This window comes from Zoogloea oryzae, from assembly GCF_030161255.1.
GTDB classification, from domain to species: domain Bacteria; phylum Pseudomonadota; class Gammaproteobacteria; order Burkholderiales; family Rhodocyclaceae; genus Zoogloea; species Zoogloea oryzae.
The window spans coordinates 31,897-47,952 of record NZ_BSPX01000036.1 but is presented as its reverse complement, the minus strand read 5'-3'; the positions used below and the strand labels follow the sequence as shown (position 1 = coordinate 47,952).

At 64.7% G+C, this 16,056-nt stretch carries 19 protein-coding genes and 1 tRNA gene; 4 read left to right on the top strand and 16 right to left on the bottom strand.

Going from position 1 to position 16,056, the window contains the following annotated elements; translation table 11 throughout:
* Positions 1 to 379, bottom strand: a 379-nt coding sequence (locus QQK25_RS12780) for a LysR family transcriptional regulator (RefSeq protein ID WP_284188272.1), incomplete at its 3' end; no start/stop codon positions are given.
* 94 nt (positions 380 to 473) lie between these two features.
* Between QQK25_RS12780 and QQK25_RS12775 the strand changes: the two genes are divergently transcribed.
* Together QQK25_RS12775 and QQK25_RS12770 are read left to right on the top strand one after the other, a co-directional pair.
* Entirely contained in the window at positions 474 to 1,274 is an 801-nt protein-coding gene (locus tag QQK25_RS12775) for a sulfite exporter TauE/SafE family protein (RefSeq protein WP_284188271.1), read from the top strand.
* Positions 1,275 to 1,474: 200 nt separating this feature from the next.
* The gene (locus tag QQK25_RS12770; RefSeq protein ID WP_284188270.1) at positions 1,475 to 2,098 is read left to right on the top strand and encodes an OmpW/AlkL family protein; all 624 of its coding nucleotides are present in this window, start codon (positions 1,475 to 1,477) and stop codon (positions 2,096 to 2,098) included.
* An 81-nt stretch (positions 2,099 to 2,179) separates the two neighbouring features.
* On the opposite strand, the gene rnk is transcribed toward QQK25_RS12770, so the two are convergent.
* The 3 genes from rnk to orn form a co-directional block, all read right to left on the bottom strand.
* Positions 2,180 to 2,557 carry a nucleoside diphosphate kinase regulator gene (rnk, locus tag QQK25_RS12765; RefSeq protein WP_284188269.1) on the bottom strand — a complete coding sequence of 126 codons (378 nt, stop codon included), beginning with the start codon at positions 2,555 to 2,557 and terminating at the stop codon, positions 2,180 to 2,182.
* A 172-nt stretch (positions 2,558 to 2,729) separates the two neighbouring features.
* Positions 2,730 to 2,873: a hypothetical protein gene (locus tag QQK25_RS12760; RefSeq protein WP_284188268.1), complete on the bottom strand. Its 144-nt coding sequence runs from the start codon at positions 2,871 to 2,873 to the stop codon at positions 2,730 to 2,732.
* 2 nt (positions 2,874 to 2,875) lie between these two features.
* Complete coding sequence (gene orn, locus QQK25_RS12755; RefSeq protein WP_284188267.1) at positions 2,876 to 3,421, bottom strand: oligoribonuclease; 546 nt, start codon at positions 3,419 to 3,421, stop codon at positions 2,876 to 2,878.
* 176 nt (positions 3,422 to 3,597) lie between these two features.
* Here orn and QQK25_RS12750 point away from each other — a divergent pair, with 176 nt between their 5' ends.
* Both QQK25_RS12750 and rsgA read left to right on the top strand, forming a co-directional pair.
* Positions 3,598 to 4,851: a M48 family metallopeptidase gene (locus QQK25_RS12750; protein WP_284188275.1), complete on the top strand. Its 1,254-nt coding sequence runs from the start codon at positions 3,598 to 3,600 to the stop codon at positions 4,849 to 4,851.
* Positions 4,848 to 5,741 carry a ribosome small subunit-dependent GTPase A gene (gene rsgA, locus QQK25_RS12745; RefSeq protein WP_284188266.1) on the top strand — a complete coding sequence of 298 codons (894 nt, stop codon included), beginning with the start codon at positions 4,848 to 4,850 and terminating at the stop codon, positions 5,739 to 5,741. Before QQK25_RS12750 ends, rsgA begins: the two co-directional genes overlap by 4 nt.
* A gap of 3 nt (positions 5,742 to 5,744) precedes the next feature.
* Here the strand turns inward: rsgA and QQK25_RS12740 are convergent, their stop codons facing one another.
* From QQK25_RS12740 to cysM, 12 genes are all read right to left on the bottom strand, one after another.
* A complete protein-coding gene (locus tag QQK25_RS12740) occupies positions 5,745 to 6,494 on the bottom strand; it encodes a proteasome-type protease (RefSeq protein ID WP_284188265.1) in 750 nt (249 codons plus the stop codon).
* A 111-nt stretch (positions 6,495 to 6,605) separates the two neighbouring features.
* A complete protein-coding gene (locus tag QQK25_RS12735; RefSeq protein ID WP_284188264.1) occupies positions 6,606 to 6,983 on the bottom strand; it encodes a MerR family transcriptional regulator in 378 nt (125 codons plus the stop codon).
* Complete coding sequence (locus QQK25_RS12730) at positions 6,970 to 7,275, bottom strand: integration host factor subunit alpha (protein ID WP_153160431.1); 306 nt, start codon at positions 7,273 to 7,275, stop codon at positions 6,970 to 6,972. Before QQK25_RS12730 ends, QQK25_RS12735 begins: the two co-directional genes overlap by 14 nt.
* A gap of 6 nt (positions 7,276 to 7,281) precedes the next feature.
* Entirely contained in the window at positions 7,282 to 9,660 is a 2,379-nt protein-coding gene (pheT, locus tag QQK25_RS12725) for a phenylalanine--tRNA ligase subunit beta (RefSeq protein ID WP_284188263.1), read from the bottom strand.
* A 9-nt stretch (positions 9,661 to 9,669) separates the two neighbouring features.
* Entirely contained in the window at positions 9,670 to 10,701 is a 1,032-nt protein-coding gene (pheS, locus tag QQK25_RS12720; protein WP_284188262.1) for a phenylalanine--tRNA ligase subunit alpha, read from the bottom strand.
* A gap of 70 nt (positions 10,702 to 10,771) precedes the next feature.
* On the bottom strand, positions 10,772 to 11,131 hold the full coding sequence (rplT, locus tag QQK25_RS12715) for a 50S ribosomal protein L20 (RefSeq protein ID WP_079434014.1): 360 nt from the start codon (positions 11,129 to 11,131) through the stop codon (positions 10,772 to 10,774).
* A gap of 14 nt (positions 11,132 to 11,145) precedes the next feature.
* Positions 11,146 to 11,343 (bottom strand): 50S ribosomal protein L35, encoded by a 198-nt coding sequence (gene rpmI, locus QQK25_RS12710; RefSeq protein WP_148581168.1) that lies wholly within the window; start codon positions 11,341 to 11,343, stop codon positions 11,146 to 11,148.
* 143 nt (positions 11,344 to 11,486) lie between these two features.
* On the bottom strand, positions 11,487 to 11,990 hold the full coding sequence (gene infC, locus QQK25_RS12705; RefSeq protein ID WP_228111795.1) for a translation initiation factor IF-3: 504 nt from the start codon (positions 11,988 to 11,990) through the stop codon (positions 11,487 to 11,489).
* Positions 11,991 to 12,035: 45 nt separating this feature from the next.
* Positions 12,036 to 13,952, bottom strand: a complete 1,917-nt coding sequence (thrS, locus tag QQK25_RS12700) for a threonine--tRNA ligase (RefSeq protein WP_284188261.1) — start codon at positions 13,950 to 13,952, stop codon at positions 12,036 to 12,038.
* A gap of 148 nt (positions 13,953 to 14,100) precedes the next feature.
* Positions 14,101 to 14,177 (bottom strand) — tRNA-Val (locus tag QQK25_RS12695).
* A 52-nt stretch (positions 14,178 to 14,229) separates the two neighbouring features.
* Positions 14,230 to 15,024, bottom strand: coding sequence for a 3'-5' exonuclease (locus QQK25_RS12690; RefSeq protein WP_284188260.1), 795 nt, complete (start codon positions 15,022 to 15,024; stop codon positions 14,230 to 14,232).
* 8 nt (positions 15,025 to 15,032) lie between these two features.
* Positions 15,033 to 15,923 carry a cysteine synthase CysM gene (cysM, locus tag QQK25_RS12685; protein ID WP_284188259.1) on the bottom strand — a complete coding sequence of 297 codons (891 nt, stop codon included), beginning with the start codon at positions 15,921 to 15,923 and terminating at the stop codon, positions 15,033 to 15,035.
* Between the last annotated feature and the right edge of the window lie 133 nt (positions 15,924 to 16,056).

The window sequence follows — 16,056 nt, the reverse complement described above, 5'->3', positions numbered from 1 at the left end:
CCAGATCCACCCGCGCCGCCGGCACATCCCGGTTAAAGCGCCCGAGCGCCGCCAGCAACGGCCCCGCCAGAGGCACCGAGCTCGAATGCAGCAGGCGCAGCACGCCCGCCTCGCCCCGCGCCAGCGCCCGGGTGTCGTCCGCCGCGCTGGCCAGCTCCGCATCCATCCCCGCCACCCGCGCCCGGAACAGCTCGCCACCCGGCGTGAGCCGCACGCCCCGCGCCTCGCGCACGAAGAGCGTCACCCCGAGCTCCTCCTCCAGCGCCGCGATCTGCCGACTCAAGGCCGGCTGCGCCACAAACAGCCCGGCGGCCGCCAGAGAGAAATTGCCGGCCTCCGCCACGGCCAGGAAATAGCGGATCTGCCTGAAGCTAATCATTCTTTAATGTAATAGGTAGGCGATTAATTCGATATTGGCGTTATAGCACGCCCGCCACCACACTCGGGGGGTCGTTCAACACCGGATCGCCCCCATGCCTGCCACGCCGCTGCTCACCCTCGACACCCTGTTCAGCACCAGCCCGCTCGCGCTGCTCGGCGTCTTCGCCGTGCTCACCGTGGCCTACGCCATCTTTTCGCTGGTCGGTTTCGGCACCGGCCTCATCGCCTCCACGCCCCTCGCCTGGGCCATGCCGGTGACGCGCATCGTGCCGCTGCTGGCCCTGCTCGACGCCACCAGCGCCATGCAACGGGGCTACACCCTGCGCAGCCAGGTGGACCGCGCCGCCCTCTTGCGCCTCGTGCCCGGCATGGCCCTCGGCCAGACCATCGGGGTGGCGCTGCTGCAGGTGCTGCCCGTCTCGCTGATGGCCGCCCTGCTCGGCGGCTTCGTGATGGCCTACGGCGCCTGGAGCCTGCGCAGCAGCGCCCCCCGCAGCCAGCCGCCGGCCGGCGCCGCGTGGGTCTGGGGCATCGGCGGCGGCGTGCTCGGCGGGCTGTTCGGCAGCGGCGGCTTCGTCTATGCCACCTATCTGCAGGCCCGCCTGCCCGAGCGCAACGCCTTTCGCGCCACCCAGGCCGTGCTGATCGCCATCTCCACCCTGTGGCGCGTCGCCCTGTGCGCCGCCACCGGCCTCATCGACGGCCCGCTGCTGCTCACCGCGCTCATCCTGCTGCCCGCCACCCACCTGGGCAACCGCCTCGCCGGACGGGTGGACAAGCGCCTGTCGGTGGAAGGCTTCCGGCGGGTGCTCAACGGGCTGCTGATCGCCTCCGGCCTCGCCCTCGTGGCGCGGACCGAGAGCGGATATCTGCTCCGGCTGCTGTCCTGGTAGCGGGACGAGGGCAAAGCGGCGCGCTGCGTCGGATCGTCGCGGCGCAGCAATTCCTTCGACATAAAACCCATGCCATATCAAGCCTTTAGCTCATTTCAAAAGATGAAACAGGCTTGACCTGGGTCAAAAGCCCTACAAACCGTGTGGATATTATCCCTGCGGTTTTCATCTGATTGAAACATTCAAAAGGGAGATCACACATGTACAAGAAAATCGCCGCCTGCACCGTTGCCGCCCTCGCCGCCCTGTCCGCCGGCGCCGTCCAGGCCCAGGAAAGCCCGTGGATGGTGCGCGCCCGCGCCGTCTATCTGAGCTGGGACAACGGCAACGCCGACGGCCTGCAGAACGCCGGTGTCGGTACCGTCAGCGCCGACAAGCGCTGGATCCCGGAAGTGGACATCAGCTACTTCTTCACCAAGAACATCGCCGCCGAGCTGGTCCTGACCTACCCGCAGGACGTGGACATCAAGACCGCCGCGCTGGGTGGCATCGGCCACGTGCAGGCCCTGCCGCCGTCCCTGCTGCTGCAATACCACTTCACCGACCTGGGCGCCTTCAAGCCCTATGTGGGCCTGGGCCTCAACTACACCATCTTCACCAAGGACAGCTTCAACACCGCCCTGGGCAAGGTGTCGGTGGATGGCAGCTCCTGGGGCCTCGCCGCCCAGGTGGGCATGGACTACGCGATCGACAAGAAGTGGTCGATCAACCTCGACGCCAAGTACATCCAGATGGACACCGACGTGAAACTCGGCGGCACCAAGATCGGCAAGCTCGACCTGAACCCGATCACCTACGGCGTGGGCATCGGCTACCGCTTCTGAGCGCGCAGCGCAGTCAGCCGAAGGGCGCCCGATGGGCGCCTTTTTCATGGCTTGCGAACTTCGCGCCGCAGCGCGCGGGCGTCAGCCGGCCGGCGCGACGGCCAGGACGGTGAGGCGGATGGCGTGGCCTTCGGGGGTCTGCCAGTCGATCTGCTGGCCGATGGAGAGGCCGAGCAGCGCGCTGCCGGCGGGCGAGAAGATCGAGACCTTGCCTTCGGCGGCGCTGGCTTCGTGAGGCCAGGCGAGGGTGAGTTCGTATTCGCGGCCGGAGGTTTCCTCGCGGAAACGGGCGCGGCGGCTGAGGGTAATGAGGTGGTCGGGGGCGGTGTCGACGACGGTGGCGCGGGCGAGTTCGTCGCGCAAGCCGTCCAGATCGCTGCGGCCGCGGTTCGGCGGCATGGCGAGCAGCATTTCGAGGCGATCCAGGTCGCAGGCGGTGACGATGATCTCGGGTTTCATGAGGTTTCCTCTTGCGGTTGGTGGCTGGCCCGTCGTGGATCGACGCGCCAAAGAAAATGGCCGAATCGTCGCGGGGCGATTCGACCACTCGGAAACCAGCCGGCGGGGCGGGATGTTCGCCCCCGCTACGGTCTGTCCGTAAAGACAGACCACGCAGGGGGCGGACGGTTCCTCAACCGTAGATCTTGCACATCAGGGGCGACACGGTGTTGTGGCTGAAGCGCCCGAGCAGAAAGAAGAACACGCACACCAGCGCCAGGCCGATGACCCGGCGCCGGTTGCGCTGCCACCAGGCACGCAGGGTGGCGCGGTCCATCGTCACACCTTGAGGAAGTGTTCGCGGTAGTAGCGCAGTTCGGCGATGGATTCGAGGATGTCGTCCAGGGCCTTGTGGGCGCCCTTCTTCTCGAGGCCCTTGTACACATCCGGGCGCCAGCGGCGGCAGAGCTCCTTGAGGGTGGAGACATCCAGGTTGCGGTAGTGGAAGTAGCCTTCGAGGGTGGGCATGTAGCGGGCCATGAAGCGGCGGTCCTGGCCGATGGAGTTGCCGCACATGGGGGTGGTGCGCGAGGGCACGTACTGCTTCATGAACTCGAGGTAGGTGGCTTCGGCTTCGGCTTCGCTGATGGTGGAGGCCTTGACCCGCTCGATGAGGCCAGAGCGGCCGTGGGTGTTCTTGTTCCACTCGTCCATGCCGTCGAGCACCGCGTCGGTCTGATGCACGGCGATCACCGGGCCTTCGGCCACCACGTCGAGGTTGCTGTTGGTGACGACCATCGCCATCTCGATGATGCGGTCGCTGTCGGGTTCGAGGCCGGTCATTTCCATGTCCAGCCAGATGAGGTGATTCTGGTCCTGTGCCATAATCGGCTCGCTTTATCGGTAAAGGCGCGATTCTACGCCGTTGCCGCCCGTTTCCGCCGCCCTGCAGGCGCGCTGCGCCCTTCTGCAGCGCCCTTATGCAGCACCTGTTTCGCCGGTGCGTGTTTCCCGGATTTGCCCGTCGTCTTCACCCCATCCTCAGCCTCGATCCGTACCTGATGAACGCCAGCAGTTTCTCCGCCCTGTTCCTTGTTGCCCTCGGTGCCGGCCTGCTCGTGCGCCTGTGGCTGGCCACGCGCCAGATGCGCCATGTGGCCGCCCACCGGGGCGCGGTGCCGGCCCCGTTTGCCGCCCGCATCACCCTGGACGCCCACACCAAGGCGGCCGATTACACCGTGGCGCGGGTGCGCCTGGGGGTGGTGGATCTGCTGATCTCGGCGGCGTTGATGGTGGTGCTTACCGTGGGGGGCGGGCTGCAGGCGCTGCATGATCTGGCCGGGCGCTTCTTCGACACGGGCAGCCTCGCCCACGGGGTGGCTTTCATCGCCACCGTGGCGGTGCTGTCGTGGCTCATCGATCTGCCGCTCACCATTTACCGCAGCTTCGGGCTGGAGGCGCGCTTCGGCTTCAACCGGCTCACGCCGGGGCTGTTCGTGGCCGACACGCTCAAGGGCGCGGCCCTGTCGGCCGTCATCGGCCTGCCGCTGATCGCCTTCGTGCTGTGGCTGATGGCCGCCATGGGCAGCCTGTGGTGGTTTTACGTCTGGGCCTTCTGGCTGGTGTTCAACCTGCTGGTGATGCTGATCTACCCGACCTTCATCGCGCCGCTGTTCAACAAGTTCAAGCCGCTGGACGACGGCGCCCTGAAGACGCGCATCGAGGCGCTGCTCACCCGCTGTGGCTTCCGCCTGTCGGGCCTGTTCGTGATGGACGGCTCCAAGCGCTCGGCCCACGGCAACGCCTACTTCACCGGCTTTGGCGCCGCCAAGCGCATCGTCTTCTTCGACACCCTGCTCGACAAGCTCTCCCCCGCCGAGGTCGAGGCCGTGCTGGCCCACGAGCTCGGCCATTATCACCATCACCACATCTGGAAGCGCCTCGCGGTGATCGGCGCCGGCAGCCTGGCCTTCTTCGCGCTGCTGGGCCATCTGGCCGGGCAGGCGTGGTTCTTTGAAGGGCTGGGGATGCAGGCCAGCGGCACCGCGCCGACGCTGGTGCTGTTTGCCCTGGTGCTGCCGGTGTTCACCTTTCCGCTCACCCCGCTGATGAGCCGTTGGTCGCGCAAGCACGAGTTCGAGGCCGACGCCTACGCCGCCAGCCACGCCCCGGCGGCCGAGCTGGTGAGCGCGCTGGTCAAGCTCTACCGGGACAACGCCTCCACGCTCACGCCCGATCCGGTGTATTCCAGCGTGTACGACTCCCATCCCCCCGCGGCGATCCGCATCGCCCGTCTGCAGGAACTCGCCCGTTGAAAACCACCGGCACCCTCATCGCCGCCTTCGGGCGCCAGTACGAAGTTAGAACCGACGACGGCGAAATCCTGCTGTGCGTGCCCCGGGGCAAGAAGAGCGTGTTCGCCTGCGGAGACCGGGTTCAGGTGGCCAGCACCGGCCCCGGCCAGGGCGTGATCGACAAGCTGATCGAGCGCACCAGCCTGCTCTACCGCTCGGATGCGTGGCGCCAGAAGCTGATCGCCGCCAACGCCACCCAGGTGGTGATGGTGGTGGCCACCGAGCCGAGCTTTTCGGATGAGTTTGTGTCGCGCTGCGTGTGCGCCGCCGAAGACCAGCACGTGAAGGTGCTGATCGTCCTCAACAAGACTGACCTGCCCGCCGGGCTGGAAGACGCGCGGGCGCGCCTTGCCACCTTTTCGGCGCTGGGCTACCCGGTGCTGGAACTGTCGGCGCTGGATGACGTGGAGGCGCTGCGAGCCCGCCTGATCGGCGAGACCAGCCTGCTGGTGGGGCAATCGGGGATGGGTAAATCAACCCTGACCAACGCCCTGATCCCGGAAGCCCGGGCCGAGACGCGGGAGATATCGGAGGTGCTGGATACCGGCAAGCACACCACCACCTTCGCCCGGCTGTACCCGCTGCCCGAAGGCGGCGGCATCATCGACAGCCCGGGGATGCAGACCTTCGGGCTGGTGCATCTGAGCTCCGAAGCGCTCGAGGCGAGCTTTCCGGAGTTTCGGCCCTATGCGGGCCAGTGCCGCTTCCGCGACTGCCGCCACGACACCGAGCCGGGCTGCGCCCTGCGCGAGGCGGCTGACGCCGGCAAGATCGACGCCCGCCGGCTGAGGCAGTTTCTGGAGTTCCGCGCCGAGTGCGAGAGCGCCCGGCGTCAGGCCCAGGGCTGGTAAGGCTTAAAGCTGCTCGCCCGCGTCCAGCCAGTCGGGGTTGGGCAGCTCGTCGAAGGCGTGGCCGAGGGCCTCGCTCCAGCGGTTGCGGATCATCGCGAAGTATTCGTTCTTGGCGTCGATGCTGATGTGCGAAGCGATCTTCAGCTCGTTGGTCTTGAGGATTGTCAGATCCAGCGGCACGCCCACCGAGAGGTTGGAGCGGATCGTCGAATCCATCGAGATCAGCGCCAGCTTGGCCGCTTCGTCGAGGCTGGTGTAACGCTTCACCACGCGGTCGATGATGGGCTTGCCGTACTTGGATTCGCCGATCTGGAAGTACGGGGTGTCGGGCGTGGCCTCGATGAAGTTGCCGGCGGCGTAGATGTGGAACAGGCGCGGCTGCTCGGTGCCGATCTGGCCACCGAGGATCAGCGCCGCGGTGAAGTCGATGCCGAAGTTCTTCAGCGCCTCGGCGTCACGGCGATGCACTTCGCGCAGCATCTCGCCCACGTGGCGGGCCGCCTCGAACATGTTGGGCACCGACCAGAGGTTCTCGCGCCCGTCCTGGGCGGCCATGGCTTCCCGCAGCATCGACACGAGCTGCTGGGTGATCGCCAGGTTGCCGGAGCTCATCAGCACCAGCACGCGCTCGCCAGGGCGCTGGAAAATGCTCGTCTTGCGGAAGGTGTTGATGTGGTCGACGCCGGCGTTGGTACGGGAGTCCGACAGGAACACCATACCCGCGTCGAGCAGCATGCTGACACAGTAGGTCATGGGAAGCCTCGGGGGGAAATCGGGTCGTGAAGATGAGTGGCGGTGCAGGAACGCACCGCCGGCGTGTGTTGCATGCCTGGCCGGACGGAGGCGCGGACGCCTCCGGCGGCTTCAGCCCTGCAGGAGCTGCAGGATGGACTTAATCTCGGTGCGGACGGACACCAGCTGCTCGCGCAGGCTGACGGACTCCTCCGCATCCTCGCGCTTGCGGGCCGCCATCTCGTCGAGGCGGTTGCGCGCCCCGGAGATGGTGAAGCCGTCCTGATACAGCAGTTCACGGATCCGGCGGATCAGCAGCACCTCGTGGTGCTGGTAATAACGCCGGTTTCCGCCCCGCTTGACCGGGCGCAGCTGGGTGAATTCCTGCTCCCAGTAGCGCAGCACATGGGGTTTGACCCCGCACAGGTCGCTCACCTCACCGATGGTGAAGTAACGTTTGGCGGGGATGGGCGGCAGCTCTGCAGCTGCCGGGGCATCACTTTGCGACATCGCTCAGTTGCTCCACATTGGCCTTCAGCTTCTGGCTGGCGTGGAAAGTCACCACGCGCCGGGCCGTGATCGGAATCTCTTCGCCGGTTTTGGGATTGCGACCCGGCCGCTGGGGCTTCTCGCGCAACTGGAAGTTGCCGAAGCCCGAGAGCTTGACGCAGTCGCCCCGCTCCAGTGCCAGCCGGATCTCCTCGAAGAAGCACTCCACCATGTCCTTGGCTTCGCGCTTGTTGAGGCCAACCTGTTCAAAAAGCATGTCGGCGAGTTCCGCCTTGGTCAGAGTTGCTGCCATGACGCGTCAACCCCTGAGTTTCGCGCCGAGATTTTCCTCGGCATGACGGGTCAACAAAACCATCGCGGCATCCACTTCTGCATCCTCCAGGGTTCGCTGAGTTTCTTGCATAACTACGCGGAAAGCAAGGCTTTTCCGGCCGGGCTCGATACCTTTACCCTGGTATTGATCGAACAGTTCGACCCGCTGGACGATGGCCGGCGCGACTGCCTCAAGGCCTTCGAGCAGGCTCGCAGAAGCCACCGCCTGATCGACCACCAGGGCCAGATCGCGGGTGACCGCCGGGAAGCGCGAGACCTCGCGATAAGCGGGCATCACGGTATCGAGCATGGCATTGAGTTCGATCTCGAAGACCACCGGCGCAGTGCCCAGCTCGTAACGCTGGACCCAGATCGGGTGGAGTTCGCCGATGAAGCCGATCTCACGGCCGTCGAGCACCACGCGGGCCGAGCGCCCCGGATGCAGCGCCGGATGGGTGGCGCGCTCGAACTTGGCGACGCGCGGCAGCAGCAGCGCTTCGAGATCCGCCTTGGCGTCGAAGAAATCCACGTTGCGGTTGGCCTCGCCCCATTGCTCGGGCTTGGCGAAGCCGGCAGCCAGGGCCGCCAGGCGGATCGGCTGATGGAAGCCTTCAACCGGCTGACCGGCAGCGTCACGCTTGAAGCAGCGACCGATCTCGAACACGCGGACGCGGTTGGTCTGGCGCTTGCGGTTGGTGACCACATTGGCCACCAGACCACCGATCAGGCTGGAGCGCATCACGCTCATCTGGCTGGCGATCGGGTTGGCGAGGCGCACCGGATCGGTGTTGCCCGCGAAATCCTTCTCCCAGGCTTCTTCGACAAAGGCGAAGTTGATGACTTCCTGATACTCGCGGCCGGCCACCAGACGACGCACCGACATGGTGTCGCGCTTCGCTTCGGGCCGCGGCAGCATGGTGATCGGGCCGCGCGGGGCGTGGGTCGGGATGTTGTCGTAGCCGTGCAGACGGGCGATCTCTTCGATCAGATCCTCCTCGATCTCCACGTCGAAGCGGTAGGACGGCGGCGTGACGATGAAGTCGTCGCCGTCGCGCACCACGTCGAGCTCGAGGCGCCGGAACATCTCGGCCACGTCGTCGGCGCCGAGCTGGATGCCCAGCACGCGGCGCACGCGGCTGGCGCGCAGGCGGATCGGCGCGCGCTGGGGCAGCTTGTCGGCCACGACGGCCTCGACCACCGGGCCGGGCTGGCCGCCGCAGATGTCGAGGATCAGGCGCGTGGCGCGCTCGATGGCCTTGGGCGCGAGGGCGAAGTCGACGCCGCGTTCGAAGCGGTAAGACGCATCCGACGAGAAACCGTAGGCGCGGGCGCGGCCGGCGATGGCGTCGGGCGCGAAGAAGGCGCTCTCGAGGAACAGATCGGTGGTGTCGAGGGTGATCCCGCTCTCCTCGCCACCCATCACGCCGGCCATGGCCAGCGCGCGGCTGTCGTCGGCGATCAGGAGCGTATCCGCGGCCGGCGTGATCGTCTGACCGTTGAGAAGCAGCAGTTGCTCGCCCGCCTTGGGCAGACGGGCGTGGATCGCACCGTTCAGCTTGGCGTCGTCAAAGGCGTGCAGCGGCTGGCCGAGTTCGAGCATCACGTAGTTGGTGACGTCCACCAGCGCGCTGATCGAGCGGATGCCGCTCCGCGCAAGGCGCTGCTTCATCCATTCGGGCGTCGGGGCCTTGGCGTCGACACCGCGGATCACCCGGCCGCAGTAGCGCGGGCAGGCTTCGGGGGCATCGAGCACCACCGCGCGGGTCGCGTCGATGGTCGGAGCGACGGGTTCGCACACCGGCAGGCTGAGGGCCGCGCCGGTGAGGCCGGCCACTTCGCGGGCGATGCCGGAGAGGCTCAGGCAGTCGGCCCGGTTGGGAGTCAGCTTGATGGTGAACAGGGTGTCGTTGAGGGCGAGGTATTCGCGCAGGTCGGTGCCGACCGGGGCATCCTCGGGCAGCACCAGCAGGCCGCTGCTCTCTTCGGAGATACCCAGCTCCTTGGCCGAGCACAGCATCCCGAAGGACTCGACACCGCGCAGTTTGGCCGCCTTGATGCCGAAACCGGCCAGATCGGCGCCCACCAGCGCGCACGGGATCTTGATGCCGGCCGCCGCGTTGGGCGCGCCGCAGACGATCTGCAGCAGCTCGCCCTGCCCCGCGTCCACCTTGCAGACGCGCAGCTTGTCGGCGTTGGGGTGCTTCTCGGCTTCGACGATCTGGGCAACCACGACTTTGGAGAACACGGCGGCGACGCCGTCCTGTTCTTCCACTTCCAGCCCCGCCATGGTGAGCAAATGCCCGAGCTGGTCCGAATCCAGCGCCGGACTGACGAAACTGCGCAACCAGAGTTCTGAGAATTGCATGGCTTGGGCTTACCTGAATTGACCGAGGAAACGAAGATCGCCTTCGAAGAAAAGGCGCAGGTCATTGACGCCGTAACGCAGCATCGTGAGACGGTCCGGCCCCATGCCGAAGGCAAAGCCGGTGTAACGCTCGGGGTCGATGCCGCCGTAGCGCAGCACGTTCGGATGGACCATGCCGCAGCCTGCAATCTCCAGCCAGCGGCCCTTCATCGAACCGCTCATGAAGGCCACGTCGATCTCGGCGGACGGTTCGGTGAACGGGAAGAAGGACGGACGGAAACGCACCTGCAGATCGTCGCTCTCGAAGAAGCTGCGCAGGAAATCGGCAACCACGCCCTTCAGGTCGGCAAAGCTGACCGACTCGCCCACCCACAGGCCTTCGACCTGGTGGAACATCGGCGAGTGCGTGGCGTCGGAGTCGACGCGATAGACGCGGCCCGGCGCGATCACGCGCAGCTCGGGCATCGTCGGCTTGTCCTGGTGGGCGGCCACGTGGGCCTGCATCGCGCGGATCTGCACCGGGCTGGTGTGCGTACGCAGCAGCACGCCTTCACCGTTTTCCAGGTAGAAGGTGTCGTGCATCGACCGGGCCGGGTGGTTGGCCGGGGTGTTCAGCGCGGTGAAATTGTAGAAATCCGTCTCGATTTCAGGGCCTTCGGCCACATCGAAACCGATGGAGCGGAACAACTGCTCGACCCGTTCGAGGGTCCGCACGACCGGGTGCAGGCCGCCCAGACCGGCGCCACGACCCGGCAGGGTGACGTCCAGCGCCTCGGCTGCAAGCTGGGCTTCGAGGGCAGCCTGTTGCAGCGCATCCCGGCGCGCATTGAGCAGCGCTTCGATGGCCGTCTTGGCCTTGTTGATCTCGGCACCGGCGGCCTTGCGGGCTTCCGGATCGAGCTTGCCGAGGCCCTTGAGGAGTTCGGTGAGCGAACCGCCCTTGCCGAAATAGCGCGCCTTCGCGGCTTCGAGGGAAGCGCTGTCAGCGACCGCGGCGAAAGCGGCGCCGGCTTCCTCGACGAGTTGATCGAGTTGATCCATTTTTCAGTCTTATCCCGGGTTCAGGACAAAAAAAAGGAGGCCAGGCCTCCTTTTTTCGTGCTGCGGAAACTTACGCAGCGAGCTTGGCCTTGGCTTGTTCGGCGAGCGCCGCAAAAGCGGGCTTGTCAAACACGGCCAGATCGGCCAGAACCTTGCGGTCCACTTCGATGGAAGCCTTCTTCAGGCCGTTCATGAAGCGGCTGTAGGTCAGACCGACTTCACGCGCAGCGGCGTTGATACGGGCGATCCACAGGGCACGGAACTGACGCTTGCGCTGACGACGGTCACGGTAGGCATATTGCCCAGCCTTCATCACCGCCTGCTTGGCGATCCGGTATACGTTCTTGCGACGGCCGCGGTAACCCTTGGCTTGGTCGAGGACTTTTTTGTGACGGGCACGTGCGGTTACACCGCGTTTAACTCGGGGCATTGCGTTCTCCTAGATCAGGCGTAGGGCATCATGGCGCGGATGGACTTTTCGTCCGCAGCGTGAACGGCAGTCATGCCGCGCAGCTGGCGCTTGCTCTTGGTCGTCTTCTTGGTCAGGATGTGGCGCTTGAACGCCTGCGAACGCTTGATGCTACCGCTAGAGCGGATCTTGAACCGCTTGGCGGCCCCGCTCTTGGTCTTCATCTTGGGCATGAAGTACTCCAGCTTATGTCATGGCCCCGGGTGGTTTTCGACTTCCGAAAACGCTTCAACAACCCGTCACCACTTGTTTCCGGCGGACTATCTTGTCCGCCGTATTCCGGCACCCTGCGATACCGGGAATCCTGCGAAGCCGCTTAGTGCTTCTTCTTCGGCGCGATGACCATGATCATCTGGCGCCCTTCCATCTTCGGCATCTGCTCGACCTGACCGATCTCTTCCAGATCGTTCTTGACGCGCTCGAGCTGACGCATGCCGAATTCCTGGTGAGCCATTTCACGGCCACGGAAACGGAGGGTCACCTTCGCCTTGTCACCTTCGTTCAGGAACTTGATGAGGTTACGCAGCTTGATCTGGTAGTCGTTCTCGTCCGTACCCGGACGGAGCTTCACTTCCTTGACCTGAATCTGCTTCTGCTTCTGCTTGGCTTCGTGGGCCCGCTTGGCTTCTTCGTACTTGTACTTGCCAAAGTCCATCAAGCGGCACACAGGCGGCTTGGCCATCGGTGCGATCTCGACGAGATCCACACCGGCTTCATCCGCTGCTTCCAGGGCAGCACGCAAAGTGACGATGCCGATCTGCTCACCGTCCTCACCTGTCAAACGCACCTCCGGCGCATTGATTTCGCCGTTGACGCGCAGCTTCTTATCCTGAGCGATGGTTTAATTCTCCAAAAAAACAAAAAGTTAGGCCGTGCCAGCGAACGTGGAAATTTCACGCTGCCAACGCTCGACAACCGTATCGAGGGACAATTGGCCGAGGTCTTGATTACCCCGGGCGCGCACGGCCACCACACCAGCTGCCTTTTCCTTGTCACCAACAACAAGCAGATAAGGCAGCTTACGTACGCTATGTTCGCGTATTTTATAAGTAATTTTCTCGTTGCGCAAATCGGCCTCGACGCGGAAGCCCTTGGCACGCAGCGCCTTGACCACATCCGTGACGTAATCGGCCTGCGCCTCGGAGATGTTCAGCACCACCGCCTGCACCGGCGACAGCCACAGGGGCAGCGCACCGGCGTGGTTTTCGATCAGGATGCCGATGAAGCGCTCCAGCGAACCGAGGATCGCCCGGTGCAGCATGACGGGGCGGCGGCGGCCATTATCTTCAGTCACGTACTCCGCATCGAGGCGCTCCGGCAGCACGAAGTCGAGCTGCATGGTGCCGCACTGCCACGAGCGCCCGAGGGCGTCCTTGACGTGGTATTCGATCTTCGGGCCGTAGAAGGCGCCCTCACCCGGCAGCTCTTCCCACTGGTGACCGGAGGCCGCCAGTGCTTCGCGCAGACCGGATTCAGCCTTGTCCCAGATCTCGTCGCTACCAGCGCGCTTTTCGGGGCGCAGGGACAACTTAACCGCCACATCGGTGAAGCCGAAATCTCGATACACGCGGGAAAGCAGCTCGTTGAAGGCGGTGACCTCGGACACGATCTGGTCTTCGGTACAGAAGATGTGGGCGTCGTCCTGCACGAAACCGCGCACGCGCATCAGGCCGTGCAGCGCGCCGGAGGGCTCGTTGCGATGGCAGGAGCCAAATTCGGCAAGGCGCAGCGGCAGATCGCGGTAGGAATGCAGGCCGTGGTTGTAGATCTGGACGTGACCCGGGCAGTTCATCGGCTTGATCGCGTAATCGCGCTTTTCCGATTCAGTGGTGAACATGTTGTCCCGGTAGTTGTCCCAGTGGCCGGAGCGCTCCCACAGCTGGCGATCCATCACCAGCGGGGTCTTCACCTCCTGGTAGCCGGCATCGGTGAGCACGCGGCGCATGTACTGCTCGATCTGCTGCCAGAGGGTCCAGCCATGGGGATGCCAGAACACCATGCCCGGCGCTTCATCCTGCAGGTGGAAGAGATCCAGCTGCTTGCCGAGGCGACGGTGATCGCGCTTCTCGGCTTCTTCCAGCATGTGCAGGTAGGCTTCCTGATCTTCCTTCTTCGCCCAGGCGGTGCCGTAGATGCGCTGCAGCATCTCGTTCTTCGAGTCGCCACGCCAGTAGGCACCAGCGACCTTCATCAGCTTGAAGACCTTGAGCTTGCCGGTGGACGGCACGTGAGGGCCGCGGCACAGGTCGGTGAAGTCGCCCTCGCGGTACAGCGAGACATCCTGATCCGCAGGAATCGAGGCGATGATCTCAGCTTTGTAGTGCTCGCCGAGCGACTTGAAGTAGGCCACTGCTTCGTCGCGCGGCAGCACGCTACGCTCGACCGGAAGATCACGCTTGGCGAGCTCCTGCATGCGCACTTCGATCTTCTCGAGATCTTCAGGCGTAAACGGGCGCTTGTACGAAAAATCGTAGTAGAAGCCGTTCTCGATCACCGGGCCGATGGTCACCTGGGCGTCCGGGAACAGCTCCTTCACCGCATAGGCCAGCAGGTGGGCGGTGGAGTGCCGGATGATCTCGAGGCCGTCCGCATCCTTGTCGGTGACGATCGCGAGGGCGGTATCGTTCTCGATGAGATGGGAGGTATCGACGAGCCGGCCGTCGATCTTGCCGGCCAGTGCGGCGCGGGCCAGGCCGGTACCGATGGAGGCGGCAACCTGGGCAATCGTCACGGGCTGCTCGAAACTGCGTACGGAACCGTCGGGCAAGGTGATGTTGGGCATGATGGCTCGCTCCGGGAAAATTCAGGGCAAAAAAAAAGTGCGGACGAGCCGCACTTTTTCTTTTTTGGAAAACGCCTTACAGCAGACTCGATATTACTTAGTCCTGCTTGCTGCAAGTTCGAGACATTCGCTTTCCTTCTTAGGTGTTTGGTAGGCGCGATTGGACTCGAACCAACGACCCCCACCATGTCAAGGTGGTGCTCTAACCAGCTGAGCTACGCGCCTAAGAAGCCCGCATTATAGACGAGCCCTGAAAGTTGTCAACCTTTCGTTGAGATTATCTGGATTCAGGCCACGCGGCGAGAAAACGCTCCCAGTGCGAACCCGCCAGCCGGCCGAGGGATTCACGGACGAAGGCGATCTCGGTGTCGTACTGGGCTTTGTCGAAAACGCCGCGCATCAGCTGGAAGCGCAGGAACACCAGATAGGTGTTCACCACGTCGGTCTCGCAGTAGTCGCGGATCTCGGCGATCTTCCCTTCCTGGTAGCCCTGCCACACGGCAGAGCCGTCCATGCCCAGCTTGCCGGGGAAACCCATCAGCTTGGCGAGATCGTCCAGCGGCGCGTTGGCCCGGGGCTGGTAGAGGGCCAGCAGATCCATCAGATCCAGGTGCCGGGTGTGATAGCGACCAATGTAGTTGTTCCACTTGAAATCGCGGGAGTCGGTGTAGTCGCCATCCCCCAGATCCCAGTAGCGCGGCGCACTGACGCCATGGAGCATGCCCCGGTAGTGCAGCACCGGCAGATCGAAGCCGCCGCCGTTCCACGAGACGATCTGGGGGGTGAATTTTTCGACGCCGTCGAAGAAGCGCTGGATGAGCTCGCCCTCGGTGCATTCCGGCTCGGAGAGCGAGAACACCCGGAAGTGGCTCATGTCCCGCAGGGCACAGGAGATCGTCACCACCCGCTGGAGATGGTGCGGCAGGAAATCCGTGCCATTGCTGGCGCGGCGCTGCTGGAACGCGAACTCCGCAACCTCATCCGCCCCCAGATCAGCCGGCAGGCCGTGGAGCTGGCGGATGCCCTCCACGTCGGGGATCGTCTCGATATCAAAAACAAGCGTGCTGGCCATACCGATCTTCAGGCGGGAAAGACACCGGTGGAAAGATAGCGGTCGCCCCGGTCGCAGACGATGGAGACGATCACCGCGTTCTCGAGCTGCTCGGCGAGGCGCAGCGCCACGGCCAGCGAACCACCCGACGAAATCCCGGCGAAGATGCCCTCCTCCCGCGCGAGGCGACGGGTCATCTCTTCGGCGTCCGCCTGGGAGACGTATTCGAGCTGATCGACCCGTGCCTTGTCGTAGATGCGCGGCAGATAGGCTTCCGGCCACTTGCGGATGCCGGGAATCTGCGCACCGTCCGCCGGCTGGCAGCCAACGATGCGGACTTCCGGATTCTGCGACTTGAGATACGTGGACACGCCCATGATCGTGCCGGTGGTGCCCATGCTGCTCACGAAGTGGGTGATCGCCCCACCGGTCTGTGCCCAGATCTCGGGGCCGGTCCCGTCGATGTGGGCCTGGGGATTATCCGGGTTGGCGAACTGGTCGAGGATCACGCCGCGGCCTTCGTCGCGCATGCGCTCGGCCACGTCGCGGGCGAGCTCCATGCCGCCCTCCTTGGGCGTCAGCACCAGCTCGGCACCAAAGGCGCGCATGGTCTGGCGACGCTCGATGCTCTGGTTCTCAGGCATCACGAGGATCATGCCGTAGCCGCGGATCGCCGCCGCCATCGCCAGCGCGATGCCGGTATTGCCGCTGGTGGCTTCGATCAGGGTCTGGCCGGGCTGGATCTCACTCCGGGCTTCGGCCCGCAGGATCATCGACAGCGCCGGGCGATCCTTCACCGACCCAGCCGGATTATTGCCCTCGAGCTTGGCAAGGATGACGTTGTTGCGGCCCGCGGTGATGCGCTTGAGCCGGACCAGCGGGGTCTGGCCCACGTAGTCTTCGAGAGTCTTGAATTCCATGGTTCGATTCTGTCCGATGTCGGGTGAAACGATGATAGTGAATGCCGCTCACTGACAAGCAAAGCAAGTGACGCGCCATCGCGCACCACATTGCCCCGGCCTGCATCTGCAAGCAAAAAGGGGCTTCCAGCGG